Genomic DNA, 26,474 nt, shown 5'->3' on the forward strand with positions numbered 1-26,474 from the left:
CCGAGGGGCGAACGGGCAGGAGGGCGTTCCAGTGGTGGCCCCTTGGTGCCCCAGGGGTGGAAGGCGGCTAGCGTCGTACTTTGAAGCGCAGGTGCAGCACCCTGTCGCCCTGGATCACCACGTGGGGGTCCTCCAGCAGATGCTGCTCGGCGATGGTGCCGAAGAAGCGCAGGCCGGATCCGAACACCACCGGGACCACGTCCATCGCCACCTCGTCCACGAGACCCGCTGCGAGGATCTGGGCACCCGCGTCGCCGGCGTTCACCGCCACGATCCGGTCCCCGGCGAGTTGCTGTGCCTTCTCGATCGCGGCCGTCACGCCGTCGACGAAGTGGTACGACGCCTCGGGGTGCCAGCCCTCCGGCTTCGGCCGGTGCGACACGACGACCACGTGGTCGCCCGCGGGCGGCCTGCCCTCCCAGCCGTTCACCTGGTCGAAGAGGTTGCGGCCCATCACGATGGTGCCGACCGATTCCCACGTCGACCGCACGTAGTCCGCCGAGGCGCGAGATACCTTGAACGCGCTTCCCGAGCCGGAGTGGTCGAATTCCTCACCCTCGCCCTTTCCGAGGACGATCGGCACGTCACCGCTGAAGTACCACTCGTGCAGGGGGCCCACGTCGCCCTTCTCGTCGGCGATGAATCCGTCCACCGACACCACACTCTGCAGGATCACCGTACCCACGGGGCCTCCTCGTCGTCTCCCGGCGTTCGCACCGCAATACTCGCGTGGCGCGACGGCCACGTGAAGTGCCTCTCATCCCGGCGCGTCACCGTCCCTGGGAAATCAAGTGCTGAACGGGCCCGCACAGTTGGACGGCGGTGACCTTGGCCGCGTCGTCGACGGGGCCGACGGCGTCCGGCCGATGCGGCCGTATACATGGCAGAACAGGTGCTCCGGGCTGCAGGGTGCGCCCGGGCGCGGCCAGTTGGTCACAAAATGTCGTGGCCGCCGCCCGGACCGCTCTGCGGACGGAAGCCCATCGCAGCACGAGTCCCGAACTCCTCTCGCCGCCCAGTCGCTGCCCGCAGATGGCCTGGGCGAACACGTCGCCGCTCCGGTTCCTGACGGAGGCGGCGGCGCACGCGCGAGCCGGGCCACAAGCGGTTTCGCGCCACGGCGCGGCGGGGCGTTCAGGAGCTGGTGAGCAGTTGTTTGAGCTTGAGTCCCAGTTCGTACATGCCGTACGCGAACGGCACGCCGACCCACAGCCAGGCGACGGCGAACAAGGCTCTTTTGCGGACGGTCATGACAGTGCTCCCTCCTCCGGGGTGAGGAGTGCCGATTCGCCTGCGGCGGCGGGGGGTTCATGGTGGCGCGGGTGGACGGGGCGTACCAGTTCGTTGGCCGCGAAGCCCACCGCGAGGAGCCCGATCATGATGAAGAAGGAGGTGGTGTAGAGGGCGGGTCCGGTGCGTCCGGCATGCTTCTGCGCGTCGGCGATGGCGTTGACGATCAGCGGGCCGAGGACGCCCGCGGTGGACCAGGCCGTGAGGAGCCGGCCGTGGATCGCGCCGACCTGGTAGGTGCCGAAGAGGTCCTTGAGGTAGGCGGGGATGGTGGCGAAGCCGCCGCCGTAGAAGGAGAGGATGACGGCGGCGCAGATGATGAACAGCGGCTTCGAGGCGTTGCCGGTGAGCGCGATGAGCAGGTACATCAGCGCTCCGAGGCCGAGGTAGGCGCGGTAGACGTTCTTGCGGCCGAGGACGTCGGAGGCCGAGGACCACAGGATGCGGCCGAGCATGTTGGCGAGCGAGAGCAGCCCGACGAAGCCCGCGGCGGCGGGCGCCGCGACTGATGACGTCGTACCGGCGAAGAAGTCCCTGATCATCGGCGCGGCCTTCTCCAGGATGCCGATTCCGGCGGTCACGTTCATACAGAGCACAACCCACAGGCACCAGAACTGCGGGGTGCGCACGGCGTTGCGGGCGGAGACCTGGTGGGTGGCGGTCGGGGCGTCGCTCGCCGGAAGCGAGGGGGGCCGCCAGCCGTCCGGGGGCAGCCGCACCAGGAGCACGCCGAGCGTCATGAAGACCGCGTAGCCGGCCCCCATCACGAGAAAGGTCCGCGCGATGCCTGCCGAGTCCGCGCCGAAGGAGGAGAGCAGCTGGGTGGAGAGGGGCGCCGCGATGAGGGCGCCGCCGCCGAACCCCATGATGGCGATGCCGGTGGCCATGCCCGGCCGGTCGGGGAACCATTTGATGAGGGTGGAGACCGGCGAGATGTAGCCGATGCCGAGTCCGATGCCGCCGATGAAGCCGTAGCCGAGGACCACGAGCCAGTACTGGCGAGTGGCGGCGCCGAGCGCGGCGACCAGGAACCCGGAGGAGAAGCAGACCGCTGAGACGGCCATCGCCCACCGGGGCCCGTTGCGCTCCACGAGGGTGCCGCCGAAGGCCGCGGACAGGCCGAGCATGACGATGGCGAGCTGGAACGGCAGGGCGGACGCGGTGCCCGACAGGCCGAGCGAGGATTCCAGGGGCGGTTTGAAGACGCTCCAGGCGTACGCCTGGCCGATGGCGAGGTGGATGGAGAGCGCGGCGGGCGGCACGAGCCAGCGGCTCCACCCCTGTGGGGACGGCGTGCGCGAGCGGGCGAGCATGCCGCGGACCGTACAGCAGACCGGCAACGCGCGGAAGACTGCCAGCCGTCGGCGCAACAGGCGCATCGCATCCACAGATCCCGGCCGCGATGGCGAAGAGCTGCGGCCGCTCCCGCTGGAGCCGGGCTGACGACGGTGGCGAGCCGCGTGGCCTACAGACGCCAGCCGCGGATCCTCTCGGCGCAGGTGAACACGTCGGCTCCCGCGCGTACTTCACGGGCGAGGTCGATGAAACCGCCGTAGGGCTCGACGAGCCCTTCGCCACAGGCCCGCATGTAGGAGATCGCGATGAGCGCGGCGAAGGCCGGGTTGCGTGCGGGCAGCGGTCGCACGCTGACGATCTCGTGGAAGAGCGCCGCCGCGCGCCAGGAGGCATCGGGTAGGTAACCGAGCCATGGAGTGTTGACCTTGTGGCGCGCCACCGCGGCGACCAGGCCGGAGAAGTCGCTGACGTCGAGGGCTTTGGGCAGGAACGCGGCCTGCTTCACAGTGTGACCTTTCCGTACCCGTCCGGCCGGGCCTGTCTGGTGGCCACGATGCTCAGGCGGAGGTCCGTGATCACTGATCCCGGCGGGACCCAGACCGGCCACGCCACGTATTGCAAGCGCATGACAGCTCCGGCACAGCCCCTTGACGCACCTCCCGTGGACTTATTTTCTTTCCACACACAACTTGGAGGTGTGACCGTGCTCCGCCCCTTCGCCTTGGCCCTCGCCGCGCTTGCCGGTGCCGCCCAACTTGCTCCAGCCGGTCCCGCGTTGGCTGCGCCGACCACGTACTACGTCGACTGCTCCGCCGCGACGAACGGCACCGGCTCCCTGACGTCCCCGATCAACTCCATGCCGGCGGCCAACGCCCTGACCCTCGCGCCGGGCGACGCCCTGCTGTTCAAGCGCGGGGTCACGTGCAAGGGCCAGCTGTACGCGCGCTTTTCCGGGTCGGTGAGCGCGCCCGTCACGTACGGGAGATACGGGACGGGGGGTGCCGCCCGCATCGATGCGAACGGCAACTACGCCGCGGTCTGGCTCAAGAACGCGTCGTACGTGACCGTCCAGGACCTGGAGCTGATCGCGCCCGGCGACAACACGACCGCACGCCGCGGTGTATGGGCACAGGCCGTCGACTCCGGAGACCTGACCGGAGTCGTCCTTCAGCGTCTCGACATCCACGACGTGCGCGGCACACTTCCCGCCAAGACGGGTGGCGCCGCCGCCAACGGGAAGTACGCGGGAGCGTCCGGCGGCATCGTCGTCGAAGCGCTCGGGAGCACAACCCCTTCCGCCTTCAAGGGGATGCGGATCGCCGACAACGACATTCACGGCGTGGACCGGGCCGGCATCTACTTCTGGTCGAACTGGTGCCGCAGACCGGACATGGTCGGCTTCTGGACCTCGCTGTGCACCGCTGCCTGGCATCCTCACACCGGGACCGTGATCCAGGACAACACCCTCACCGACATCGGCGGCGACGGCCTCGTCGTCAAGACCAGCAGCGACGCACTGGTGCAGCGCAACGACCTGGACGAGTTCAACGAACGTGCCGGCTCCGTCAACGCGGGCATGTGGACGGCCAACAGCGACTGGGTCACCTTCCAGTACAACCGGTCCGCCCACGGCAACACCACCGCGGACGGTCAGGCATACGACGTCGACCACTCCACGAACCACATCACGTTCCAGTACAACGTGTCCCACGACAACGCAGGCGGTTTCTTCCTGCTGTGCCCCTACGGCGCCGGCGTGCCGGGGCAGAGCAAGGACTTCGTGATTCGCTACAACCTCTCGGTGAACGACCACGCCCGCACGTTCCAGGTGTGCGCCGGCGGCCTGGTGCGCGGGCAGATCTACAACAACACGGTCCAGCTGCCCGACGACTCCCACCACCAGATCGTCACGGAATCCGATGCGAAGGACAACGAGTTGGACGTTGCCTTCACCAACAACCTGCTCCGGGGCGGCAGTTCGCCGGCCTCGGCGCAGTGGACGCTGAACGACTCGTCGTTCCGCATCGACCACAATCTCCTCTATCAGGTGCCCGTCCCGGCCGCCGCGACCGCCACCGTCACCTCGGCACCCCTGCTCGCCGCGCCCTCCGCCACGTCGCACGACCCGGCCGCTTTCAAGCTGCTGCCCGGCTCTCCCGCGCTCGGCTCGGGCAGCCCGATATCCGGCAACGGCGGCCGGGACTACTTCGGGGCCCCCCTCGCCTCCCCGCCCTCCATCGGCTTCCACGAAGGACCCTGACGCTTCCATGACCACCACCCCTTCCCTTACGAGCGCCCCGGCCCCCGGGGGCATCAGCCCCGAGAGAGCGCGGTTCGCCAGGCGCTGGACGCCGCGGCTGGTCGCATTCGGCGAGTTCATCGACGGTTACGACCTGCTCGTCATGGGCTCGGCCCTGCTCTTCCTCAAACCCGCCTTCGACTTGACGGCGGGGCAGGTCGGCTGGCTCGGGGCCATCGCGTTCATCGGTGCGGCGGTCGGCCTCGTCGTGTTCGGCGACCTCTCCGACCGGTGCGGACGCAAGGTCATCTTCGTCATCAACCTGGTCTTCTTCGTCGTCGCCTCGCTCGCCGCCGCGTTCGTCACCGAGGTCTGGCAGCTGATGCTGGCCCGGTTCTTGATCGGGGTCGCCGTCGGCATGGACATCCCGACCTCACACGCGTTCCTCACGGAGATCGCGCCGAAGGCCCGGCGCGGCCGGATCGCGGGCTCGCTACCGAACATGATGTGGCTGGGCGGCGCGATCACCAGCGTGCTGATCGCGCTCACGCTGCGCGACGTGGCGGGCGCGAACACCTGGCGCTGGCTGTTCGGGCTCGCCGCGATCCCTGCGCTCGTCGTGCTGATTGCCCGTCAGTTCCTGCCCGAATCGCCGCGCTGGCTGCGGGCGCAGGGGCGCCACGAGGAGGCTCGTCAGGTGTTCGCACTGCTCGGTGTCGAGGAGCCGCCCGCACCGGCCGGACCCGTCGAGAAGAAGCGGGACCTGGGGGAACTGTTCGGCCAAGGTGCCGGACGGCGGCTCGCTGCCGTCACCGGCTTCTTCGCGCTGCAGGCCTTTGGCGGCGCCGTCGCCACCGTCGCGGGCCCGCTCGTGATGGAGGCCAGTGGTATCGGCGCGAAGAACTCGCTGTGGTTCTCGCTGGCCGGATTCGCCGCGGGCCTGATCGCGGTCGTCGCGGGCGCCCAGCTCATCGACCGCGTCAACCGCAGGACCCTGGGCATCTGGGCCTGCCTCGGCGTCTTCGCCGCCGGCCTCGGCATCGCTTTCCTCGGCCCGAAGGCCTACGGACTTCTGCTGACGTTCTACGTCCTGTACTCCCTGCTCACATGGTTCGGACCCGGCGTCCTCTCCTGGGTGTGGTCGTCGGAGGCGTTCCCGACACACCTGCGCGGTATCGGGTCCGGCATCGCCCAGGCCGTCACTCGCCTGATGATCGCCCTGAACGTGGTGCTCGTCCCCAACCTCCTGGAAAGGTTCGGGCTGCGGACCGTCGCCCTCTACGCATGTGCCTATGTGCTGGCCGCGATCATCGTCGCGGCCTCGCCGTTCCTCGCCACCACCGGAAAAGAACTGGAGGAAGTCAACGTGCATCAGGCATAGCCGAGTTGAGAGAACCCCGAACCCAGGAACGGAGCCACGTGACCGACGACCACCGCACACCCGCGGGCCTGCGCCGTGCCAACACCGCCGCCGCACTGCGAGCCGTACTCGACGCGGGTCCTCTGCCCCGCGCCGACCTGACCGAGCGCCTCGGCCTGGCGGCGGGCACGGTCAGCCGGATCGTGGCGCCTCTGGTCGCCGCCGGTCTGCTGCGCGAGCTGCCCGCGGTGCCCGGCGCCGGCGGCCGTCCCCGGATACCCGTCGATCTGGTGCCCCGTGCGCGGTATGCGATCGGCGTGCATGTGGGGCGGCAGCGTACGACCGCGGGCCTGGTAGATCTTCGGGGCCGAGTCCATCAGGTGCGTACTCACGAGCGGAGCCCGGGACACATACCCCAACTCATCGAGGGAGCAGCCGACTTGGTGACGGACCTGCGCAAGGAGGCGGGCACCGTGCCCGTACTCGGTGTCGGGGTGGCGACCGGTGGCTGGGTCGAGCCGGCCACCGGAGTCGTCGTCGACAACGAGGCGCTGGGCTGGCGGAACGTGCCGCTGCGCGCGCTCCTGACCCGGGCACTCGGCCCGGACCTGCCGGTCCTGGTGGACTCGGGTGCCCGCGCCCAGGCCACCGCCGAGGTCTGGTTCGGGTGCGCGCGCGGCGCCGAGACATCGGTGCACCTGTTCACCGGCAACGTGATCGACGCGGCCCTCGCCATGGGCCGCCGGATCCACACGGGGGCGCGGTCCGCCGCCGGAATGATCGGGCACCTGCCGGTCGGCGCGGCCGGCCCGGCCTGTGCGTGCGGTCGCCGCGGCGTGCTCCAGGCCGTGGCATCCGACCGAGCCGTGGTCGACGCCGCGGCCAACGCGGGGATCGTGACGGCGGACGAGGGTCTCGCCCGACTCCACGTCCTGGCGGCCACCGGGACGGAAGCGGCCGACAGGCTGCTGCGCGAACGGGCCCGGCAGATCGGCACGGCCGTCGCCCACCTCGTGGACCTCTTCGATCCCTCCCTGATCGTCCTGTCCGGCGGGGTCCTGCCCTACACGGACGAAGTACGCGACGAAGCGGCCCGCCTCGTCGGCGGCTCCTGGGAACCCGACCGTGTCCGGCCCACCGCGCTCGGCCCGCACGCACTGGCCGCCTCCTCCGGAGCGCTGCTCCTGTCGGCCTACTACGCCGACCCGTTGGCCTACGAGACCGCGGATGCCACGCGCGTGGCGGAAAGGCCGGGCCGGCCGTGACCACAGCGCCCGCCGACGCGTCATGTACCGTTCCGCGCCGTCCGATCCGCGTCCGCGTCACCGAGCGCACGACCTGGCTCTTGGTCCAACAGGGATGCGGGTGGGGCGAAATGTCGGACATCCCGGAGGCCGAGGCTGCCCGTCTGCTCACGATGGCGGCAGCGAGCAGTGCCCTCCTGCCCGACACGTTCGACGGCCGCACTGTGGCAGGAGGCCTGCGCACGGCCGAGGCGGACGCGGCCGCACGGCAGGCGGGCCTGCCCCTCGCGGACTGGCTGGCCGAGCGAACCGGCCGCCCGGTGCTGCGCAGGACGATCCCGCTCTACGCCAACATCAACCGCACGCTGCGCACGCGCACCCCGCAGGCCGCCGCCGACACAGCCCGTCAGGCGATCGCAGCGGGTTATGCGACGGTCAAGGTCGCCCCCTTCGACGGGTTCACCGGCTCTGACCGGATCGCCCGCGGCTTGGACATCGCGCGAGCCGTCCGCGAGGCCATCGGCCCGGAGCGGACCCTCCTGCTGGACGCACACCACCTGCTGACGGCCGATCAACTGACCAAGCACGCAGCGGCGTTCACCGACCTTCGACTGGGCTGGCTGGAGGACGCGGTCCGCCTCGACGACATCGAGGGCCTACGCCGCGTCCGCGCGGCGATCGACGCGCCCCTGGCCGGCGGGGAGTTCGCGGCCACCCCTGCCCAGGTGCTGCCCGCACTGCGGTCGGGCGCGCTGGACGTGTTGATGCCGGACGTGAAGCACGCGGGAGGCCCCCTGCACGTCCTGCGGCTCGCGGCTCTGGCAGCGGAGCACGGGGTCGCCCTCTCACCCCACAACCCGAGCGGCCCGGTGGCGACGGCGGCCAGCGCCCACGTCAGCGCGCTTCTGCCGTCCGACGGGCCGCCCCTGGAGGTCATGTTCGGCGAGGTGCCCTGGCGCCCAGCGACGGTCACGCCGCCGGAACCCATCACGGGGGCGACCTACGAGCTCCGTCCGGAACCGGGGATCGGCATCACGCCCCGTACGACAGAAAGGTGAACACCATGACCACCGCACTCGTCATCGGTGCAGCGGGTGGCATAGGCCGGGCCGTCGTCGCCCGCCTGATCGCCGACGGTACGACCGTCGTCGCCGTGGACCGGGATCCTGCCGTGGCCCAACTCCCTGGCGTAGCGGTTTCGTTCACAGGCGACGCGACCGACGAAGACCTGCTCGCCGCAGCCTTGGACGCGGCCCCCGAACCTCCTTCGATGCTCGTACACGCGGTGCTCAGCGAACATCGGGCCCCGCTGGGGGAGCTGGAGCCCCGGCATTGGCACCGGGTGTTCAACGAGGGGCTCGTGTCAGCGTGGCAAGCGGCCGCCGCACTGGTCCGGCGCAAGCCCGCCGGAGCGCCCGCGTCCATCGTCCTCGTCGGCTCGGTGCACGCGCACGGCGCCGCGCCCGGCTTCGCCCCGTACGCCGTGGCAAAGGCGGGACTTGGGGCGCTGGCGCGTGCGGCGGCCACCGAGTGGGGGCACCTCGGGGTCCGCACCAATGTGGTCGAGCCCGGTTTCGTCGCCGTGCCACGCAACGCCCACCGTTGGCGAGAGGCCACGGCGCGCGAACGCGTCCGGGCGGCCTACCCACTGGACCGCCTGTGCTCCCCCGAGGAGATCGCCGAGGTGGTCGCCTTCCTTGCGGGACCCTCGTCCTCGTACGTCAACGGGGTCTGCCTGCCGGTGGACGGAGGGGCTTTGGCCGTCCTGCCGGAGGTGCATCTTGGGCGCCGCGAGTAGACGTGGGCGTCGACGCTGTCGGCATGCCGAACTTGGCACTGCAACGGTGCTCGTCGTGACTGGTGGCCAGGCCGGTCGTGGGTCTGGTCACAGTTGGCCGCGATAGACCTGGTTTCGAAGGCGGTTCGAGGTCGGCGGCGACGCGGGCGGATGGTGGGGACGGCGGCGTCGGCAGGCGGCGGCTGGGAAATTCGCTTTCGGTCGCCGGAGTGCGGTGATAGACAGCCGTGTGCAGAAGAATCTTGAACTCCCCGACCTGCTGCGGCTGATCGACGAGCGGGCGACGGCCTTCCGGGCCGCGATTGCCGCCGCGCCCAGCCTGGATGTGCAGGTGCCGACCTGCCCCGAGTGGACGCTGTTCGACCTGGCGCGACACGTGGGCTCGGGCCGCCCGTTCTGGTCCGCCGTCGTCGCGGCCGGTCCGGCCGACGCGCCGCCGGCCGAGGCCGTGGCGGCGCGCGCCGCGGCGCAGGCGCCCCGGGAGCGCGCGGCGTTGGTGGACTGGCTGGCCGCGTCGACGCAGGAGTTGCTGGACACTTTGCGGGAGGCCGGCCCGGACGCCGGGTGCTGGACGTGGTGGGGCGCCTCGCAGTCGCCGCGGACCAGCGGCGCCGTCGCCCGGCACCAGCTCCAGGAGATCGCGATGCACACCTATGACGCCCAGCTCACCGTGGGCGCCGCGCAGCCGCTGCCGGCGGAGGTGGCGCTGGATGGCGTCGAGGACTTCCTGTTCACCTGCTGCGCGTGGTCGGGCTCCTGGCCGCACGAACCGGCCGTCGTCGACTACCACGCCACCGAGGGCCGCTCCTGGCGCTTCACGGTCGAGGCGGACGGCGCCCGCGCCGTCCGCCTCCCGGCTGCCGGCGAGGGCGAGGCCCAGGCCCCGGCCGACGCCTCCGCCCGGGGTACGGCCGGTGAGCTGGTCCTGTGGTTCTACGGACGCACTTCGCTGGACTCGGTGAAGATCGACGGTGACCAGGGCATCTTCGAGCGGCTCTTCGCCTGGGACCCGACCGCGTAAGGCGTGGTCGACGACGGTGCCCGTTCGCTGAGACGGTCTCAGGCCGCGGGGAGCAGAGCTGCTGGCGGCTGGTGAGCGGGAGCTCGTCGGCGTACTCGTCTGAGGAATCCGTGGTTGATCACTGCCCCGCGGCCGGCACGGCGGGGGCGGCTGAGGCACTCCGGCCGCAGTGGCTCGGCTTGGGATCTGCGCGGTTCTGGTCGGCGTCGACGAGCCTGACCGAGTAGGCGTACGGATCCGAGTAGGCCTCGTACTCGGCTTTGGCGGCACCTTCGTAGGTGGAGGCCACGGGGTACTCGTCGCACCGCTGGCCGTAGCGGGGACCACACCAACCGCGTTGGGGTGTTCTCTGTGGCACCGCGGCCGTGTGCTGGGGCAGCATCCCTGCATGGTCAACTACGTGCCCTCCCCTGACGAGGTGACCGCCGCGCGGACTCCCAACGGCGGCTGGTCGAAGAAGCAGCTCGCGGAGTGGGGCGTCCCCTGGCCTCCTCCGACGGGCTGGCGCAAGCACCTGGAGGCGAAGTGGAAGGGTGAGGACGTCGGTCCGTTGCCCCGCGAGGAGCCGGATCAGGACGGCCTGTTCTGAAGGACCACGGCGACAACCGAGCCTGCTGACGCACGCTCGCCGTACCGTAGATCGCACGTACCAGCCGCCGCTGCGCCCGCCCTTGGGTCGGACGACAGCGTTGCATGAGCGCTCCGCTGACGGACGCGCACGGCCGGCACCGACTCTCGACTTGGCGTTCGCGCGGCGGATGTCCGGCTGTCAAGAATGGAGTTGGACGGAGTCAGCCAGTGATTCACCGCCCATGGCCAGGCCCCTTCGGGGCCTCTTGCCGCGGAGGCCAGGTCATTTATGAGAGTCCGTCATCAAGGCTGCGACGCGCCACCGGGACCTCGCCCCCTGGAGGCACACTCACACGTCGCGGCGCCTCACGACGAGAACGGCGAGTGCGACCGTGACCAGCGGCCAGAGCGCGTACGCCATCCAGGAGCCGGAGACCGTGGCTGTGTAGCGCAGGGATCCAGGATCCGGCTCCCAGGTCTGGACGAGCCGACTCCATGCGGCCGCCACCAGTGTGTGCTTGATGTCCGCCGACCAGCGATTGGTCTCCGAGAACATGGGGGGCAGCATCAGCAGGGTGAAGACGGCGGTGACCATGGTCCCGGCGGCGTGCCGGAGCAGAACCCCGAGGCCCAGACCGACCAGGGCGCAGACCGGGGCCAGCAACGCGGAGGCCAGCAGCGGCCGCAACACCCCGGGGTGGGTGATCGGAACGCCGGCATGGTGCCCGTCCAGGATGGCCTGGGCGACCAGGAAGGAACCGGTGGAGGCGGCCGTGCCGACCGCGGTCCACAGCGCGGCGGTGACGGCCGCCTTGGCCAGTACGACCGAGCCGCGGGCCGGGACGGCCACGGTGGTGGTGCGGATCAGGCCGCTGCTGTACTCGCTCACGACGGTGAGGGCACCCATGCTGCTGGCGACGAGTATCAGCGTCCAGTAGCCGCCTGCCGGGTAGGCGTCGTAGGGCCGGAACTCAGCAGGTCCGGAGCCCGCGCCCTTGTCCGCCAGCGAGGCCACGGCGGCGGAGCCGATGACGAACAGGACGGTGAGCGCGAGCGTCCACGGGGTGGAGCGCAGGGACCGGGTCTTGATCCACTCGGAGGCGAGGAGGTCGCGGAAGCGGGCGGGCACCCCGGCGGCGGGGGTGGCCTGGGGGGCGGAGGCGAGTGTGCTCATCGGGGCTGTCCTGCCAGGTATTCGGTGCTGTCGGCGGTGAGTTCCATGAAGGCTGCCTCCAGCGAGGCGGTACGGGTGGTCAGTTCGTCCAGCCGGATGTGGTGTTCGAAGGCGAGCGCGCCGATCCGGTCCGCCGGGAGCCCGGTCACGGCGAGCTTTTCGGCGCCCGCCGAGCCCTCGGGCTCGACGGAGGCGCCCGCCGTGGTGAGCACCGCTGCCAGCTCGGCGGCCTGCGGTGTTGCGACCACGACGCTGTTACGGGTGCCGCGCGCCGCGAAGTCCCGGAGCGGCTCGGCGGCGATGAGGCGGCCCCGGCCGATGACGACCAGATGGTCGGCGGTGTTCTCCATCTCGGACATCAGGTGGCTGGAGAGGAAGACCGTGCGCCCCTCGGCGGCCAGGCGCCGGAAGAGCCGGCGTACCCAGAGCACGCCCTCCGGGTCCATGCCGTTGATCGGCTCGTCGAACATGAGCACGGGCGGGTCGCCGAGCAGTGCGGTGGCGATGCCCAGGCGCTGCTTCATGCCGAGGGAGAAGCCGCCGATGCGGCGGCCGGCCACCTCGGCCAGCCCCACCTCCTGAAGCACCTCTTCCACCCTGCGCCGCGGTATGCCGTTGCTGCGGGCCAGGGCGGACAGGTGGGCGGCGGCGCTGCGTCCGCCGTGGACATGTCCGGCGTCGAGAAGGGCGCCGACGTGTCGCAGTCCGCGCGGGTGGTGGTGGAAGGGGACGCCGCTGACGGTGGCGGCGCCGGTGGTGGGCGTGTCCAGGCCGAGGATCATCCGCAGGGTGGTGGACTTGCCGGCGCCATTGGGGCCGAGGAATCCGGTGACCTGGCCCGGCCGCACGGTGAAGGACAGATGGTCGACGGCCGTCTTGCTGCCGTAGCGCTTGGTGAGTTCGCTGACTTCGATCACGGCACCCACACTGCCGAGAGGACCCCCGCCCGGACATGGGGCCGTGGGCGGCAATCGGGCGGCCGGGTTGGCCCGTGGGCGTACGTCCCCGGGCTGATGCCGCGCCGGTGGTGGCAAGTTAGTCTCGCGGCGTGCACCCCATGACGATCACCTTGTTGCCTACGTGCGTCGCGCACCGTGGGATTGTTCCCGGGAGGGAATGCCACCGATGACGAGAACCAACGCTGCGGCCTGGGCGGGGGGCGCCGCTTACCTCCTCGCGGTGGGTCTGCTGGTGGGGGGCGCGCCGCGGGCGTCGGGCACCGTTCACGGTGTCGGGGCAGTGCTGGCTGGGAGCCTGCTCGCCGGCGTGGTGCGACGGATGCCGCTGCTGGCTCTGGCCCTGGCACTCTTCGGCTCCACCGCTGTGGTGGCGGGCACTCCGAGCTCCGTTCACGAGAGCCTGGCGGTCGCGTATCAGGGCCAGTTCCTGTCGTATCTGGCGGCGGACCTCGTCCTGGGCTTCATCGTCACCACCTGTGCACGGCGCGCTTCGGTCGTGGCCGTGGCCGTGTCTGCCGCCGTGCAGCTCCTGGTGATCGGCGTCTTCGCGCACGGTGACAACCTGACCGTCAACGCGGTGATCGCCCTCCTGGCGCTGGCCGCATCCTGCATGGCCGGTCTGCTGAGCCGCGAGCGCCGCGAGCACGCGGTGGCGCTGCGCGCACAGGAGGTGGCCGAGGCCGTGACCGCCGAACGGCTGCGGATCGCGCGGGAGCTGCACGACATGGTCGCGCACAGCATCGGCATCATCGCCATCCAGGCCGGTGTGGGCAGCCGGGTCATCCAGACCCAGCCGGCACAGGCGCACGAGGCCCTGCGCGCCATCGAGGCCACCAGCAGAGAGACCCTCTCGGGCCTTCGGCGCACGCTGGTCTCGCTCCGCCGGGCCGACCAAGGTGCGGCCCCCTCGGAGGGGGCATCGCTCGCACCCTCACCGGGGCTGTCGGACGTCGAACGGCTGGCGGCAGAGACAGCGGGCGCCGGGGTACACGTCGAGGTGCGCCGCAGCGGGGAGCAGCGTCCTGTGCCCACCGACATCGATCTGTCCGCCTACCGCATCGTGCAGGAAGCGCTGACCAACGTGGTCCGGCACGCGGGCACCGGGCGTTGCAGGGTGGCCATCAACTACGGAGAAGAGGAACTGTCCGTGGAGGTCGTCGACGACGGGCGCGGCACTACCGGGAACGGCTCGGCCCACGGCTTCGGCATCATCGGGATGCGGGAGCGGGTCGGTCTGCTGGGTGGTCACCTCAGCGCCGGGCCCCGCCCTGAGGGCGGTTTCCAGGTGGCGGCCAGGCTGCCGCTGCCCGCACCCGTCGGAGTCCCGGTGGAGAGCCGATGACCACCGCGGGCCGTCACCCCGGTTCTCCCCGGAATCCAGCCATGGGCACCTTCGCGGAGCCCGTAGACAGGAGGGTCCACCAGTGACCGTCCGCGTTGTACTCGCCGACGACCAGCCCTTGGTGCGGTCCGGCCTACGCGTGCTCATGGCTGATCACAGCGACCTGGAGGTCGTCGGTGAAGCCGCCACCGGCGCCGAGGCCGTCCAGCTGGTCAGGGATGCCGACCCCGACGTCGTGGTCATGGACATCCGCATGCCCGGCATGGACGGGATCGAGGCCACCCGCCGGATCACGGCCGGTCCGGCAGCCACACGCGTCCTCGTCCTGACCACCTTCGACGAGGATGACTACGTCTACGGCGCGCTCCGGGCCGGTGCGAGCGGCTTCATGGTCAAGGACATGGCGCTGGACGACATCCTCGCGGCGATCCGCGTGGTCGCCGCCGGCGACGCACTGATCGCGCCGAGGGTGACACGCCGTCTGATCGCGGACTTCATCGGACGCCCCGCGGCTGTCCCGGAGCGCTCCCCACGCCCGGTCGAGGGCATCACCGAGCGGGAACGGGAGGTGCTGACCCTGGTCGGACGCGGTCGGTCGAACACCGAAATCGCCGAAGACCTCTTCATCACGGTGGCCACCGCCAAGTCGCACGTGTCGCGGCTGCTCACCAAGCTGGGCGCCCGGGACCGGGTCCAACTCGTCATCACCGCCTATGAGATGGGGCTCGTCACCTTGTCTCGCTGAAGCGTGGGGGGTGATGCCGCTGGGCCCCGATCGTCCTCCCACACCGCTCGCCACAGACCTGCGCCCACAAGCCCGCGCCGTACCCGCCGGCCGATTCGTTGACACTCCACGATCAACACTCGGATTGTGACCGCAGCCTGCCTACTGGCAGCAGCCGTCGTCGGCGCTTCGGCCCCAGCCTGCGCATCCGCGCCGAGCCATTCGGTGGCCAGCACTCCACCCCTCATGAGCGGCTTGGCCCTGCTGGTTACGAACCTGGACGGGTACCCGCTGCTTGACGAGTTCGCCAGGCCGGGCTTGGACGACGGACACGGCCTCCTGGACGCCCGCAAGAAGATCAAGGTTCTCACCGCCGGTTCCATCTCGCCCCGTAGAGCGGACTGCCCAAACGCCGCTCGCGGCCCGGGGCTTCTGGCCAGCGGGGTCAATCTTCCCTACGTTGCTGAGGGTCGTGGCAGGACCGGTGCGTGTGAGTGAACGTTCGTCGTCGGCGGCTTGGCTTCCTCGTGGGCGCGTACGGTTTCAGGAATGCTCGGCGAGATGACGGAGGGGTTCGAGCGCAAGCACGGTTTCCCGCCGGAACAGATGCGCATCGCCAGCCACGATGATCAAGGAGCCGTTCGTGCTCCGGGTGCCGATGCTCGCGTGCCCACTGGCCTGGTCGTCTTCTACGGCAGCATCGGCGAAGTCGTATGAGCCGACGTTGGCAGCGGCCACTTCGTTCATTCCGCAGCCGATGTCCTTACCTACCTCTCGGACTTCGGTCCTGTTGGTGTGGCGGCCCGAGGACTTACAACACATCCTTCCCGGCCCGGGCAAGGTCCTGCGACCTGCTCCGCTCCTGGGCCCACCCGGCGGGAAGCTGCCCCGCGGCACGAGCCACCAGGGGCGCTCAGGTGTGGGCCGTGACAGGGCCTGGGGACGGCTGGCCTGGTGTGCGCGGGTGGGTGTTGTCACGGGCCCGTGACATGGAGCGGACGCTTCTCGGACAGGTGATCCATAGATTTCTTCTTGCAGCCCCGCCCAGCCTCAACGGCCCCACCCGGCAGAGGAGGCGGCATGCAACCTCTCCTTCCTCATTCTTTTTCCGGCCGTCCGGCCGCCCTCTTCCATGGAGTCGTTCATGTCGACCTACGTCGTTTCTCGTCGTCGCACCCTTCTTCGCGCCGCTGTCGCCACGGCCGCGCTTGCCGGTGCCCTGCTGAGCCCGGCCGCCGCGTTCGCGGCCGACGCACCGCAGTCGGCCGGGGCGGCGAAGCCGGCCGCGCCGGCCCGGGCGGCCGCGTCGGGCGGGGAAGTTGTGGGGCACCCGGTGCTGGCCGACGGGACCAAGGGGGAGCTGTGGCAGAAGGGCAAGGGCTGGTACTTCCTCGACCTCCACACCGATGCGGGCATGCCGATCGGCAGCCTCCAGGTCGGCGGCCCCAGCGGACGGACCGAGGACGGCCAGCAGATCCGCGGCATGTGGGTCACCCTCACCAGCTTCGGCGCGGTCCACTCCTGGAGTGACAGGGCCACCGGGCACGGCTTCGACGCCGGCGGCACCGAAGTGATCAAGAACTGCACGGTCACGTGGGGTACCGGCACCCCGTTCGACGGAGTCAGCCTGCGGCTCTCCAACGGCCCGGCGGGCCCGGTCGCGGAGCTCTTCGACGCCACGAACGGCAAGACTCTCGACATCCTCACCACCGTCAACCGCACCGGCCTGTCCGGGGGCGCCCGCATCAAGGACGCCGACGACCCGAAGACCCCCCAGTTCCAGATGCGCGTCATCGGCGGCCAGATCCCGTGGGAGGGCATCAACTTCCCCAAGCCCCCCACGAACTGCGGCGACAAGGCCGCCCCCGCCCCGGCCACCGCCGCCAAGCCCGCAGCCCCGATCACCGCCGCCCAGCCCGCCTCCTTCGCGAACCACGCCTCACAGACCGCGGTTGTGCCCAAGGGCCCCGTCGCCGCGGGCGCCGAGACCGCGAACAACACCGGCGACCACACTCCCCTGATCGCCGGTGGCGCGGGCGCCGCCGCACTCGGCGCGGCCGGCTTCGCCGCCCTGCGCCGCCGCGCCACCCGCCGCGACTGACGACCTTGCCCCCGCCAACCCCGGCCCGGGCGGGTCGGGGGCAAACGCCCTGGCCGCCGCTCTGAGGCCGGGCCTCCATGGGGGCGGGGCGGCGCAGGGAGCCGTGCGGGGGGAGGGTGTAGCGCGGATGCCGGCTCACCCGCGTACGGCTGAGGCAGCCGGTTGCTTCCAAGTCGCTGAGGATCGTCTGGGCGCGGGCTCGCTGAGGTGGCACGCCGCTGCTGTGTCCCGCACTCGTGCGGCTCGGTTGCGCGCCAGAGCCAGGAGCACCCGCGCATGGGGGGTAACGGGGGTATCGAACTGGCGACTTCGCTGAGATTCCTGACGGAGAGGTGTACGTCGCCCGCGGTAGAGGCGCCGTTCAACAGCACTCTCTGTGCGACATGTTGGGCGACGCCGAGGAGCGGCATGTCATGGGGGACGGCGAAGGAAGTCCGTGGATCCGTCCCCTGCGGGGAAGCGGGCCAGCAACGCCCAGCGGCAGGCCGGCCACGCTGCTGTGAGACGGCTTGGAGGCCACGTGTTCTGCTCTGGAGGACGTCGGGCCGCCTTACGCCGATATGGCCCGGCCGATCACTGCGAGGTCGGCGAGCCGCCCCACAGTGGTTACCGGAGCTGCTGGGCGACCCTCCTGGCAAGGCGCAGGACAGCAGCCTGGCGGGGTGAGGACGTTCCCCGTTCTGCCCACGCGGAAGCGAGTGGCGTCGGTGCTGTCAGCTCCGCCGTGCAGTCGCCCGCGGGGCGTGGTGCCGCTGGCGCGGGCGACATCCTCGGACCGGTGGTAGTGGAACAGAGCGGTCTTGACCGCCACCGCGGCGAGCAAAGGACGCGGCATGGTCTGCCGACGGGCACAAGGCCGGCCAGGCGGCGTGGGCGTGCAAAGTAGACCAGCCCGCCCTCCGGCCAATGCCGGCCGGCGGAGCACCTTGGCGAGACCAAGGAGGGCGGGCCGCTCGGCCGTGGCCGGACGATGGGGAAGTCTCCAGCTCACTTCGCGCAGTGGGCACAAGGTCGTTGCCCCAGATACCTGGCGGGGTGGCCGAACCCCGGCCGGTGCTGCTGTGTTGACGTAGAGGCCCTTATCGAAGCGGGGCGGGCGGCCGCGCCGCCTGCCGTGCCGGGCCCGGTTGCGGTCTCGCCAGCCGGACCCGGGGCGTCTGGCAGTACCAACCTGTCCCGGCGTCGTCACCCTCGCCTCGCTCCTGATGGGGGCGTGACCCTTCGACGACAACTCCTAGGGAGCAGGCAGTTCGTGATGGTCGGCGGGCTCCCCGCAGGTCTCACCGAACAGGTCGGTCGTGCACGGCCCGCCGTCGCCGGTGTAGGCATGGTGACGGATCGGGTCCAGGGGAATGCTGGACTGTCCGCCGATCGGCGGCGGCGTCCGCTGCGCGAGCTGCGCCTCGAGCTGGGTGATGCGGGCATACAGCTCATCGCTGGTCACAGGCGCTTCTCCATCCGTCGCGGGTCCTGAGGTGATCTCCCTACCCGCTCTCACGCCTTTCGCTTGCAGTCTGTCTCGTCTTGCTCAAAGTGAGGTAATCGGCGTCGTCTCGCGCTCGGCAGCGAACTCGTCAAGGAGTTCGAACAAGTCCTTGATCGCCTGTGTCTCGTCCTCGGGCGGTGGGTCCCCCTATGTTCTTCAAGCCGTCCGGGATCGCGATGTGGAGGACTTGGCCGGGCCATGCGTGGTTGCAGTCACGGCCGCGGCGCGCGACGAGCCATTCGTGCCAGCCGGCGAGTCCGTGCCCGCCGTGCCGGAGCGCGTGCTGGTCGTAGCCGATCAGGAACGCGGTGAGCGTGTGGAAGGAGGCCTTGCCGACGAACATGCCGGGGCGTTGGCCGACATGGGCGAAGTATTCGCGCTCGCTCATCTGCGCAAGCTGCTTCATGTCTTTCTCCTTGGCCTGACTCGCTTCCGGCTTCAGGCGACCGGATTCAGCGGCAGAGTTCCGTGATGGTGTCGTCGAAGTCGGGGAACTCCTGTGTCGCCTGCTCGATGACGGTGACTGCCGGAACCCGCTTGTCCGGTGCGAACTCTTCGGCGATGGCGGCCAGTTCGCGATGAGGGCGGGGGACCCAGCCGGGTTCCGGGTCGTGAGCAGTGGACGCCTCCCATGGGCCGAAGCCGTCGGCCAGCAGCCAGAGGAAAGCAGCGAGATTCCGGGCGATGACGCCCGTCTCTCCTTCGGAGCCGAGGAAGACAACGGGCTGCTCGACCAGCTGCTGACCGGGGCGGATCAGCCAGAAAGCAACGTACCCACCAGTGCCGTCCTGGCCGAATACCCGGAAGTCGTCCCCGTTCAGCTCGCCGTTGCCGGTCCATGCCCGGAACCAGTCGGTTGTCTCGTCAGCGGTGAGGAAGGCTTCGAAGGGCTCGAAGTCGACTCCGTCCTCGCCGATGCAGTCGAGCCGGACCGCCATGGCTGAGGCCAGGGCTCTGGGGAAACGACGGTCCTCGTTCGATGTCACGCGAACAGATTAGCGAGGCGACTCGGCGTCACGTCCTCCGTTCACGAGGTATCAACGCACAAGCAGGATCCCGCTTGCCGCACGGCTGCAGCCCCAGCACGTCGGCCACACGCCCGCCGTCCTCGACCGCGTCACCACGGCGGCAGGGAACGTACCGGGCGCGTCGGCGTTCCCGTCCGCGCTCTGATCAGTTTCGTCCGGCTCCTTAAGCGGCGGGACTGAGATCGTCGCGGGTCGCCTCGACGCGCATTGCCGCAGCCCACTCCACCAGCAGGTCCAGGTACGCGCCCGAGCCGAGCCCACCGCCCTCGATCAGGGCACGAATCTCCTCATTGATCACCGACGCGGGGCGCACGGAACCATAAGGCAGGGGAGTGGGAGACATGGATCAAGGCTACTCCCGGGGGCTGACAATGAAGCTGCCGCGTCAGGAACCTAGAACGTCCATCAAGTGATCGTCGAGGTCGGCGACCCAGTCCTCCCGCCGCCACGGCCGCAGCTCCTGGCGGGCCCGCCGCAACCGGATCGCCGGAACCCTGCCGCCCGTCGACGCGGCGGTCAGCAAGCACTCGTGCAGCAGCTCCGCCGCCGAACGCGGCTCGCCCATACGGATCCGCGCCAACGCCTGATCAGTACGCACGATCGCCCGCTGCACCTGCTCCCGCGGTGCCGACAACACGGCGGCCGAAGCAGCGAAACGGTCGTGTGCCAAGGACGGGTCGCCCACCCACAGCTGACAGACACCCTCGAAACCCCGCAGATGCCCGGCCGCGAAAGACGTCGCCGACGGGTCGCCGCTGTGGTCGCGCTCCATGTCGAACCAGGCCAGCCCGAGCGCCGCCTCCGCCTGTCTCCGCTGACCGGCGCGGGCGGCGATCTCCGCCTGGAGAGCGTGAGCGCGGGCCCGCACGACGACACTGCCCCCGGTCCGCGCATCCCGCACGGCCGTGTCCACCAACTGGCGTGCCCCGTCGAGGCCATGGGTCGAGTACAGGGTGGTCAGGGCGTGACTCATGTGGACCGTCGCCCGCCGCCACGGGTCCGGTAGCAGCCCAGCCTCGCGGGTCGCCGCCGCGTACAGGCCGCGGGAGGCGGTGTCGTCACGGGTCTCGAACGCCAGCCGTCCGGCGAGGGTGTGGGCGGCGACGGACACACCCCGCAGTTGGGAGGCCAGTTCGTCGGGCAGCGGGCCGGTCAGGAGCTGGCGGCAGGCCTCCAGGGCGGGGGCGAGCATCAGCTGGAGCCGCACGAACGGAAGCGAGCTCACCTGCGCGTTGACGTCGGACACCACGCCCGCCAGGCCCGTGACCAGGTTGTCGTCGGTGCGGGACGGGTCAGCCATCGCCGCGGCGAGCCCGGCCTGGACGCCGGTGGAGAGCAGGGCCAGCATGCCGCCGCCCTGCTCCGTGGCCGCCCGCACGAGCACCGAGCGCAGCATCGCCAACTGGGCTGCGCTCTCGCCGAGATGAGTGAGCGCGTCCATGAGTTCGGCGAAGTCGGAGCCGGCGCCGAGCGCGACTGCCCCGGCGGGGGTGCGCCCATACAGGTGGGCGAGGAGCAGCTGATGGCGCTCGTCAGGACGGGTGGGGTGTGCGGACTCCCAGCGGGCGACCGAGCGCTGCAGCCCGGCGATGGACGGCAGGGACGTGCGGGGCTGGCCGAGGCGCTCGGCGATGGAGATCAGGGCGCGGGCCGTCTCCGCGAGGGACAGGCCGCGGCGTTTTCGCAACGCCTTCAGCATCGCCGCGCCAGCCGCTCCATCGTCCATCACGCCATCGTGGCGCAAAACCCGGCTACACGGGCACGATCAGTCGCGGTTTCCCTTGCTCTGCCGTGTAGTTGAGGGTCTGCCACGTCCCGCCTGTCGGCTCGTCGGCATGCGGGAAGCCGATGGTCATGGAGGCATGGTCGACCATCCACCGGTTCCGGGCGTGGTAGGCATGGGTGCCCAGCTCGGCCGCTCCCAGCTCGACGATCTCCTTGATGCGGTCCCTCGTCCGGGCGATGGCCTGTCGGGCGTCGGCAGGCTGCTGTGTCACTGTCCCGGGGGTAACGACGGTAAGCCTGGCGCCGGTGTTTCCGGCGAGCCAGAGCAGGGTCAGGCTGTCGATGCCCTTGGCGCCGCCCATGTAGAAGTGGGCGCCGGTCGCGAAGGGCCGCAGGTAGGCCTCGAAGAGGCTGGCGTAATCGTCGAGGCTGCGATGTCCGGTCTCGCGTGTGCCCGTGATCGCCACCGTCCGCATGATCAACTCCGTGTCATAGGGTGTCATATCCCGCCCAGCCTGCCCTGTTGAGATCGTCTCTACATGGACACCGACCTGCAGAAACTCGCAGGCCACCTGCAGAAACGCGGACTCTGCGCCGCCCTCGACGACAGCGAGACCACCCTGCGGACGGCCAACCCCCTCAGCGCACACCTCACCGAGCAGATTGCCACGACTGAGGGGCGCTACATCACCTCGTTCGGTTACGAAATCGGCGAGCGCGGCCACGAGGCCAGCTGCGCCGAGCGCATCGCCCACATCCTCGCCGTACCCGTCCAGACCGGTCCGCGAGAGAAGGCGTCGTGAGCAGCACAACCGACACCGCACAGAGAGAAGCCGTGACCGCGTGGCTGGCCGAGAGCCTGAACCGGCCCGGCAACGCCCGCCAGGAGTGGGAGGAAAGCCATGTCGCGGTCCTCGCTCTCGGGCGCCGCTTCTCAGCCGTCCGCCTGACTGAGGAGCTGGTCCATGCCGTGGCTGCGGCCGAGGGCGCGAGCGCGATCACGGTCCTGCGCACGCTGAACGGCCCCGTCATCCACGACCCGTACGGCCACCGCTTCTATGCCCTGGTGCCGTCCTCGCCGGGCTCGGACCTCGGCCCGTACGCACAGCACTTGGGGCTTGGCCACTACGTGGGCGTTCCGCGCGTCGGCGACCACGAGCCGGACGGGACCCACGCCAGCTACTGGGCCGTCCCCATGCGGGCGCCCGGCCACCTGTGCGACCCGGGCCGCGTGGTCGCGCTGATCGAGGCCGGCGCCGCAGCGCTCGACAGCGGAGACGAGTCGTGACCCAGTCCCGGACCAGTCCGGCCTACGTGACGCCCGAGTGCCGCGAGGCCCACAAACTTGGCTGGGCCAAGGGCCACTCGCACTGTCCAGGCCCGCTCGACGTACGGCAGCGTTCGGGACCGGTGCCCCTCGAAGTCCTCCAGTGCGCCTGCCCCTGCCACGGCAGGGCCCGTTGACTCCCCGTCCCAGCCGACCAACTCCCTGGCAGGAGTGCGGCCGGGACGGGGGTCCGCACCGCACCTCCATCCACTGAACGGAGGCACGACGTGAGATCCCACGTCCCTTCCTCACGCAACGACAGAGAAAGGCACACGCAGGTCACACCTGGCCGTGGCAGTCCCGCACACGGAGGCTGCCGGTGAAGTGAGGTGTTCGGCGCTTTGCAGCGCTGCCCGGACCAACCCGTACCAGGCCGTGTCTTCGCGTGTCCTCGATCTTCACGTCAACCAACCCAGCGCCCGGCGCCACTCGCAGACCGGGTCGTTTGAGAGGGGGCTGCGGGGAGCGGGGGCTCAGTCGCCATGGGCCACCGGCTCGGGGTCTGCGTCGAGCGCATCGAGTACTGCGTCGCCGTTCGCTCTCGCCCACTCGGTCAGCATGTGGATCGGATCGATCAGTGTCTCCCCGAGCGGGGTGAGCTCGTACTCGACGCGGGGCGGCACCTCGGCGTAGGCGTGGCGGCGGATGAGTCCGTGCGCCTCGAGCCGGCGGAGGGTCTGGGTGAGCATCTTGCGGGAGATGCCGCCGATCATCTCGATCAGCTGGCCATGGCGGACCGGGCCCCTGCTGAGGCCGTAGAGCACGACGACCGTCCACTTGTCGGCGATCAGCTCGACCGCCAGACGCGCCGGACAGTCGGCGAGAAAGGATTCCCCGGGACCGAAACCGCTCATGGCGCCAAAGGTACCTGCGCCGAAGGTACCTGCTGGTTCCTATCACCTTCCTAGCCTGGGTCCTCTCCCCCTTCCGAAGCGCAAAGCCCAAAGCCCAAAGCCCGAAGCCAGGAGAGTCATGCGAGTCATCACCCAGCAGACGCTCGGCGGTCCCGAGGTGCTCACCATCGTGGACGCGCCCGAGCCCCAGCCCCTTCCGACCGAGGTCCTCGTCCGTGTCAAGGCGATCGGGCTGAACCCGCTGGAGGCGCGCCTACGCGCCGGCGAGTTCCCGCTGATCGGCCGGCCGCCGTTCATCCTGGGCTGGGACATCAGCGGCGTGGTCGAGGAGGCACCGGGGACATGGCGGCTCAGGCCCGGCGACGAGGTGTTCGGGATGCCGCTGTTCCCGCGGGCGGCGAGCGCATACGCCGAGGTCGTGTCGGCCCCCGCGTTGCACCTGGCACGCAAGCCGGCGTCGCTCTCGCACGTCGAGGCGTCGGCGCTGCCGGTCGTCGGGCTGACGGCGTGGCAGGGCCTCGTCGACCTCGGCGGCGTGCGGGAGGGCGACCGCGTCCTGGTCCACGGCGGCGGTGGCGGGGTCGGCCACGTCGCGATCCAGATCGCGAAAGCGCTCGGCGCGCACGTGATCACCACCGCCAGCGGATCCAAGCGGAAGTTCGTCGAGGGGTTCGGCGCCGACGAGGTGATCGACTACACGGCGGTCGACTTCACCGAGGCGGTCCGCGACATCGACGTCGTGCTCGACACGATCGGTGGCGACACCGTCTACCGGTCGCTCGAAGTGCTCCGCCCGGGCGGTCATTTGGTGACGGCCGTCGCCGAGGAGGATTCGGAGCTCATCGCCAGGTACGAGGCGGCCGGCATGCGCTTCAGCGGCATCGCGGTCGAACCCGATCCGGTCGCCCTGCGAGGTCTCGTCGACCTCGTCGAACAGGGCAGGCTCCGGGTCCACGTGCAGGAGACGTTCCCGTTCGAGCGCGTCGCCGATGCGCACCGGCTGCTCGACGGCGGTCACCTCCAGGGCAAGCTCGTCCTCACCGTCTGATCCCGTGGCCGGGCCTCGCGTGACCGAGGCCCCGCCGAGGTGTCCTCTGAGTCCCCACAGGCCGGCTTCGGCCTTCGTCTTAACGAACCGAGTGGGCCTGTCTCATCCAACTCAGTCCTCGCAGGTCACCGTCATGCGGACGCCGAACTTCACTTCCCCTGCGGGCGCCTTGGGGCCCACGAATGCAAAGATGCCCGTGTCCCGGCGGTGTTCGCAGGGACACGAGCCTTCGCTGTACTGGTCATGAGGTCAGGGCGCCCAGGTTGCGGGCGCTCCGTCGTCGGGGTTGGGAAGGTCACCGACCGCCGACTGGGCGGCTGGGTGACGCAGGGCGGTGACCGCCAGGGCGCCGGGCTCCGCGCTGGGAGCCCAGACCATCCGCCAGGTGCCGTCCCCGTGGCAGGCGCACCTATGGTCCGGATGCTTGTGGTCGGGGTTTGCGGTTGACCGTTACCCCCTTCCTCAGCTGGTTGTCGATCGCCCCGAGGGGGTGGCGGTCAGGTGAGTGACCGCCCCTGGCTGCCTCAAGTTCTTCTGTGGCCGATGTCCGGCGGCCGACTCGTTGCTCACACCAGGGTGACGTGCATGCCAGCCTCGGCCAAGACCTCGCGTCATCGCTGTCGCCAGCAAGGCTGCGGGCCGCGCCGTGGTGCGCGGTCTGCGGATCCTGCCGCCCGGCGCTGCACCAGTGCCTGGTCCGGCCTATGTTGTCCCGGCAGACCCGGCAGACCCGGCAGACCCGGCAGACCCGGCAGACCCGGCAGACCCGGCAGACCCGGCAGACCCGGCAGACCCGGCAGACCCGGCAGACCCGGCAGTCCCGGCAGACCCAGCCCCGACCGCACGCACCGGTCCGGTCAGGATCAGGGAGACGGCGTGCGAGGGCTACCGCCGCGCGCTCGCCGCGCACCAACTGGTCGCGCGGCCAAGCCGGGTTGACCCGGGCATCGCGAAGGCGGAGGAGCGGCGGACCGCCGCGATGCGCGAGCTGTCGCGCCGGGCGTTCCCCGAGCCCGACGTCGTCGCGGACGATGCGCCGGCGCCGATCGAGCAGGCCCGCGCACAGCCCCGCCGCCAGGCCGTGGCGACCGAGGCTGCCGCGCTGCGCCGGGCCCGCGGGAGAAGGCTGGTCGTTGGACGAAGCCGCAGCGCCTGGGGCAGACGGCGTGACAGGCTGTCCGAGGTGAGTGGCTTCGGACCAGAGCGTTGTTTCACCAGCACACCTGGCGCCGCAGGGCGCGGAAGGAGACCACCGGTGTCGAAGAAGAAAAAGGCCGCCATCCGTCGGCGGCAGGCCAAGCAGCGCAGCTTCCAGGTCCGATACCCCCACTACGTTGCTTGCCGGCCGGAGGAGATCCTGCGGGAGCTCGGGGCGCAGCGGACATCAGAACTGGAGAAGATCTACAGGGCGCCCCTGCAGAAGGCGGACCTGGAGCTGGAGAAGTTGCTGCGTGCGGGGCGGTTCACCGTCGTGGACTCCGCTCACCCTGAGGGGCGTACCTGGACGATGGACGAATACCTGGCCTCCTGGAACGAGGATTTGGCTCAGGACGCCCGCAGGAACCATGAAGAGCCGGATTTCATGGACGCTGCCGAGCTCATGGAAATCCTTCACCACAACCATGCCGTTGGAGCGTTATGGCTGACCGGCGACCTCACTTTCCACCGGTCTTGAGTGCCAAGCGCGTGGCGTTAGTGATGCGCCGGTAGGGATGCCTCAACCGGCGAGCGCCCCGGCATCTGCGGGCCGGGGGAGCGGTTCGGCCTCATCACGGTGCATGTGTACGCGGCCCCTGACGTGCCGACCGGGCAGACGATCCTCAGCGCCTTGGAGCGCGCACGCATCATGCAGGGCCTGTAGTGGCAAGCGAGGCGACGGGGGCATAGG

At 70.4% G+C, this 26,474-nt stretch carries 28 protein-coding genes; 14 read left to right on the plus strand and 14 right to left on the minus strand.

Annotation, left to right across the window (positions count from 1 at the left end):
• Nucleotides 1-67: 67 nt before the first annotated feature.
• From DT019_RS34210 to DT019_RS34220, 3 genes are all read right to left on the minus strand, one after another.
• Nucleotides 68-685: a dihydrofolate reductase family protein gene (locus DT019_RS34210; protein ID WP_114040880.1), complete on the minus strand. Its 618-nt coding sequence runs from the start codon at nt 683-685 to the stop codon at nt 68-70.
• Nucleotides 686-1,247: 562 nt separating this feature from the next.
• Nucleotides 1,248-2,603 (minus strand): OFA family MFS transporter, encoded by a 1,356-nt coding sequence (locus DT019_RS34215; protein WP_114040918.1) that lies wholly within the window; start codon nt 2,601-2,603, stop codon nt 1,248-1,250.
• 152 nt (nt 2,604-2,755) lie between these two features.
• Complete coding sequence (locus tag DT019_RS34220; protein ID WP_114040881.1) at nt 2,756-3,091, minus strand: toxin Doc; 336 nt, start codon at nt 3,089-3,091, stop codon at nt 2,756-2,758.
• A gap of 192 nt (nt 3,092-3,283) precedes the next feature.
• On the opposite strand from DT019_RS34220, the gene DT019_RS34225 reads away from it, so the two are divergent.
• From DT019_RS34225 to DT019_RS34250, 6 genes are all read left to right on the plus strand, one after another.
• A complete protein-coding gene (locus DT019_RS34225) occupies nt 3,284-4,846 on the plus strand; it encodes a right-handed parallel beta-helix repeat-containing protein (RefSeq protein ID WP_189390183.1) in 1,563 nt (520 codons plus the stop codon).
• Nucleotides 4,847-4,853: 7 nt separating this feature from the next.
• Entirely contained in the window at nt 4,854-6,206 is a 1,353-nt protein-coding gene (locus tag DT019_RS34230) for an MFS transporter (protein ID WP_223279897.1), read from the plus strand.
• A gap of 38 nt (nt 6,207-6,244) precedes the next feature.
• The gene (locus DT019_RS34235) at nt 6,245-7,450 is read left to right on the plus strand and encodes an ROK family transcriptional regulator (protein WP_189390185.1); all 1,206 of its coding nucleotides are present in this window, start codon (nt 6,245-6,247) and stop codon (nt 7,448-7,450) included.
• 110 nt (nt 7,451-7,560) lie between these two features.
• Nucleotides 7,561-8,487 (plus strand): mandelate racemase/muconate lactonizing enzyme family protein, encoded by a 927-nt coding sequence (locus DT019_RS34240; protein ID WP_114040884.1) that lies wholly within the window; start codon nt 7,561-7,563, stop codon nt 8,485-8,487.
• A 5-nt stretch (nt 8,488-8,492) separates the two neighbouring features.
• The gene (locus tag DT019_RS34245) at nt 8,493-9,227 is read left to right on the plus strand and encodes an SDR family NAD(P)-dependent oxidoreductase (protein ID WP_147267380.1); all 735 of its coding nucleotides are present in this window, start codon (nt 8,493-8,495) and stop codon (nt 9,225-9,227) included.
• Nucleotides 9,228-9,456: 229 nt separating this feature from the next.
• Complete coding sequence (locus DT019_RS34250) at nt 9,457-10,248, plus strand: maleylpyruvate isomerase family mycothiol-dependent enzyme (RefSeq protein ID WP_114040886.1); 792 nt, start codon at nt 9,457-9,459, stop codon at nt 10,246-10,248.
• 118 nt (nt 10,249-10,366) lie between these two features.
• Here DT019_RS34250 and DT019_RS39940 read toward each other — a convergent pair whose 3' ends face one another.
• Complete coding sequence (locus DT019_RS39940) at nt 10,367-10,537, minus strand: hypothetical protein (protein ID WP_189390188.1); 171 nt, start codon at nt 10,535-10,537, stop codon at nt 10,367-10,369.
• Nucleotides 10,538-10,636: 99 nt separating this feature from the next.
• On the opposite strand from DT019_RS39940, the gene DT019_RS34255 reads away from it, so the two are divergent.
• Nucleotides 10,637-10,837 carry a hypothetical protein gene (locus tag DT019_RS34255; RefSeq protein ID WP_114040887.1) on the plus strand — a complete coding sequence of 67 codons (201 nt, stop codon included), beginning with the start codon at nt 10,637-10,639 and terminating at the stop codon, nt 10,835-10,837.
• 330 nt (nt 10,838-11,167) lie between these two features.
• On the opposite strand, the gene DT019_RS34260 is transcribed toward DT019_RS34255, so the two are convergent.
• The gene (locus DT019_RS34260; RefSeq protein ID WP_114040888.1) at nt 11,168-11,992 is read right to left on the minus strand and encodes an ABC transporter permease; all 825 of its coding nucleotides are present in this window, start codon (nt 11,990-11,992) and stop codon (nt 11,168-11,170) included.
• The gene (locus tag DT019_RS34265) at nt 11,989-12,909 is read right to left on the minus strand and encodes an ATP-binding cassette domain-containing protein (RefSeq protein ID WP_189390190.1); all 921 of its coding nucleotides are present in this window, start codon (nt 12,907-12,909) and stop codon (nt 11,989-11,991) included. Before DT019_RS34265 ends, DT019_RS34260 begins: the two co-directional genes overlap by 4 nt.
• Before the next feature lie 208 nt (nt 12,910-13,117).
• Between DT019_RS34265 and DT019_RS34270 the strand changes: the two genes are divergently transcribed.
• On the plus strand, nt 13,118-14,293 hold the full coding sequence (locus DT019_RS34270; protein ID WP_223279898.1) for a sensor histidine kinase: 1,176 nt from the start codon (nt 13,118-13,120) through the stop codon (nt 14,291-14,293).
• Nucleotides 14,294-14,375: 82 nt separating this feature from the next.
• Nucleotides 14,376-15,038 carry a response regulator gene (locus DT019_RS34275; RefSeq protein WP_114040891.1) on the plus strand — a complete coding sequence of 221 codons (663 nt, stop codon included), beginning with the start codon at nt 14,376-14,378 and terminating at the stop codon, nt 15,036-15,038.
• A gap of 522 nt (nt 15,039-15,560) precedes the next feature.
• Here the strand turns inward: DT019_RS34275 and DT019_RS34285 are convergent.
• Nucleotides 15,561-15,764, minus strand: coding sequence for a hypothetical protein (locus DT019_RS34285; RefSeq protein WP_114040893.1), 204 nt, complete (start codon nt 15,762-15,764; stop codon nt 15,561-15,563).
• A gap of 397 nt (nt 15,765-16,161) precedes the next feature.
• Between DT019_RS34285 and DT019_RS34290 the strand changes: the two genes are divergently transcribed.
• A complete protein-coding gene (locus DT019_RS34290) occupies nt 16,162-17,118 on the plus strand; it encodes a hypothetical protein (protein ID WP_114040894.1) in 957 nt (318 codons plus the stop codon).
• A 1,234-nt stretch (nt 17,119-18,352) separates the two neighbouring features.
• Here the strand turns inward: DT019_RS34290 and DT019_RS34295 are convergent.
• From DT019_RS34295 to DT019_RS34320, 6 genes are all read right to left on the minus strand, one after another.
• Nucleotides 18,353-18,562, minus strand: coding sequence for a hypothetical protein (locus DT019_RS34295; RefSeq protein ID WP_114040895.1), 210 nt, complete (start codon nt 18,560-18,562; stop codon nt 18,353-18,355).
• Between the two features lie 130 nt (nt 18,563-18,692).
• Nucleotides 18,693-19,010 carry a hypothetical protein gene (locus DT019_RS34300; protein ID WP_223279899.1) on the minus strand — a complete coding sequence of 106 codons (318 nt, stop codon included), beginning with the start codon at nt 19,008-19,010 and terminating at the stop codon, nt 18,693-18,695.
• A gap of 46 nt (nt 19,011-19,056) precedes the next feature.
• Nucleotides 19,057-19,590 (minus strand): SMI1/KNR4 family protein, encoded by a 534-nt coding sequence (locus DT019_RS34305; RefSeq protein WP_223279900.1) that lies wholly within the window; start codon nt 19,588-19,590, stop codon nt 19,057-19,059.
• Nucleotides 19,591-19,795: 205 nt separating this feature from the next.
• Nucleotides 19,796-19,975, minus strand: coding sequence for a hypothetical protein (locus DT019_RS34310; protein WP_114040897.1), 180 nt, complete (start codon nt 19,973-19,975; stop codon nt 19,796-19,798).
• A 42-nt stretch (nt 19,976-20,017) separates the two neighbouring features.
• Complete coding sequence (locus tag DT019_RS34315) at nt 20,018-21,358, minus strand: hypothetical protein (protein ID WP_189390191.1); 1,341 nt, start codon at nt 21,356-21,358, stop codon at nt 20,018-20,020.
• 25 nt (nt 21,359-21,383) lie between these two features.
• Nucleotides 21,384-21,833: a hypothetical protein gene (locus DT019_RS34320; protein WP_189390193.1), complete on the minus strand. Its 450-nt coding sequence runs from the start codon at nt 21,831-21,833 to the stop codon at nt 21,384-21,386.
• A gap of 63 nt (nt 21,834-21,896) precedes the next feature.
• On the opposite strand from DT019_RS34320, the gene DT019_RS34325 reads away from it, so the two are divergent.
• Both DT019_RS34325 and DT019_RS34330 read left to right on the plus strand, forming a co-directional pair.
• On the plus strand, nt 21,897-22,160 hold the full coding sequence (locus tag DT019_RS34325; RefSeq protein ID WP_114040899.1) for a hypothetical protein: 264 nt from the start codon (nt 21,897-21,899) through the stop codon (nt 22,158-22,160).
• Nucleotides 22,157-22,645, plus strand: coding sequence for a hypothetical protein (locus DT019_RS34330; protein ID WP_147267381.1), 489 nt, complete (start codon nt 22,157-22,159; stop codon nt 22,643-22,645). Before DT019_RS34325 ends, DT019_RS34330 begins: the two co-directional genes overlap by 4 nt.
• Nucleotides 22,646-23,157: 512 nt before the next feature.
• Here DT019_RS34330 and DT019_RS34335 read toward each other — a convergent pair.
• The gene (locus DT019_RS34335) at nt 23,158-23,538 is read right to left on the minus strand and encodes a winged helix-turn-helix transcriptional regulator (RefSeq protein ID WP_114040901.1); all 381 of its coding nucleotides are present in this window, start codon (nt 23,536-23,538) and stop codon (nt 23,158-23,160) included.
• A gap of 118 nt (nt 23,539-23,656) precedes the next feature.
• Here DT019_RS34335 and DT019_RS34340 point away from each other — a divergent pair, with 118 nt between their 5' ends.
• Nucleotides 23,657-24,586 (plus strand): NADP-dependent oxidoreductase, encoded by a 930-nt coding sequence (locus DT019_RS34340; protein WP_114040902.1) that lies wholly within the window; start codon nt 23,657-23,659, stop codon nt 24,584-24,586.
• Nucleotides 24,587-25,565: 979 nt separating this feature from the next.
• Nucleotides 25,566-26,261, plus strand: a complete 696-nt coding sequence (locus tag DT019_RS41160; protein WP_411292765.1) for a hypothetical protein — start codon at nt 25,566-25,568, stop codon at nt 26,259-26,261.
• Nucleotides 26,262-26,474: the final 213 nt, after the last annotated feature.

The organism is Streptomyces sp. SDr-06 (genome assembly GCF_003324565.1).
Classification (GTDB): domain Bacteria; phylum Actinomycetota; class Actinomycetes; order Streptomycetales; family Streptomycetaceae; genus Streptomyces.

What these genes read in the sequence shown, in the direction of transcription:
- DT019_RS34315 (WP_189390191.1), bottom strand. Translation starts at nt 21,358, where the DNA reads ATGGACGATGGAGCGGCTGGCGCGGCGATGCTGAAGGCGTTGCGAAAA.
- DT019_RS41160 (WP_411292765.1), top strand. Translation starts at nt 25,566, where the DNA reads ATGCGCGAGCTGTCGCGCCGGGCGTTCCCCGAGCCCGACGTCGTCGCG.
- DT019_RS34335 (WP_114040901.1), bottom strand. Translation starts at nt 23,538, where the DNA reads ATGAGCGGTTTCGGTCCCGGGGAATCCTTTCTCGCCGACTGTCCGGCG.
- DT019_RS34300 (WP_223279899.1), bottom strand. Translation starts at nt 19,010, where the DNA reads ATGAAGCAGCTTGCGCAGATGAGCGAGCGCGAATACTTCGCCCATGTC.
- DT019_RS34285 (WP_114040893.1), bottom strand. Translation starts at nt 15,764, where the DNA reads ATGAACGAAGTGGCCGCTGCCAACGTCGGCTCATACGACTTCGCCGAT.
- DT019_RS34320 (WP_189390193.1), bottom strand. Translation starts at nt 21,833, where the DNA reads ATGCGGACGGTGGCGATCACGGGCACACGCGAGACCGGACATCGCAGC.
- DT019_RS34215 (WP_114040918.1), bottom strand. Translation starts at nt 2,603, where the DNA reads ATGCTCGCCCGCTCGCGCACGCCGTCCCCACAGGGGTGGAGCCGCTGG.
- DT019_RS34230 (WP_223279897.1), top strand. Translation starts at nt 4,854, where the DNA reads ATGACCACCACCCCTTCCCTTACGAGCGCCCCGGCCCCCGGGGGCATC.
- DT019_RS34310 (WP_114040897.1), bottom strand. Translation starts at nt 19,975, where the DNA reads ATGTCTCCCACTCCCCTGCCTTATGGTTCCGTGCGCCCCGCGTCGGTG.
- DT019_RS34325 (WP_114040899.1), top strand. Translation starts at nt 21,897, where the DNA reads ATGGACACCGACCTGCAGAAACTCGCAGGCCACCTGCAGAAACGCGGA.
- DT019_RS34255 (WP_114040887.1), top strand. Translation starts at nt 10,637, where the DNA reads ATGGTCAACTACGTGCCCTCCCCTGACGAGGTGACCGCCGCGCGGACT.
- DT019_RS34245 (WP_147267380.1), top strand. Translation starts at nt 8,493, where the DNA reads ATGACCACCGCACTCGTCATCGGTGCAGCGGGTGGCATAGGCCGGGCC.
- DT019_RS34270 (WP_223279898.1), top strand. Translation starts at nt 13,118, where the DNA reads ATGACGAGAACCAACGCTGCGGCCTGGGCGGGGGGCGCCGCTTACCTC.
- DT019_RS34290 (WP_114040894.1), top strand. Translation starts at nt 16,162, where the DNA reads ATGTCGACCTACGTCGTTTCTCGTCGTCGCACCCTTCTTCGCGCCGCT.
- DT019_RS34240 (WP_114040884.1), top strand. Translation starts at nt 7,561, where the DNA reads ATGTCGGACATCCCGGAGGCCGAGGCTGCCCGTCTGCTCACGATGGCG.
- DT019_RS34260 (WP_114040888.1), bottom strand. Translation starts at nt 11,992, where the DNA reads ATGAGCACACTCGCCTCCGCCCCCCAGGCCACCCCCGCCGCCGGGGTG.
- DT019_RS34340 (WP_114040902.1), top strand. Translation starts at nt 23,657, where the DNA reads ATGCGAGTCATCACCCAGCAGACGCTCGGCGGTCCCGAGGTGCTCACC.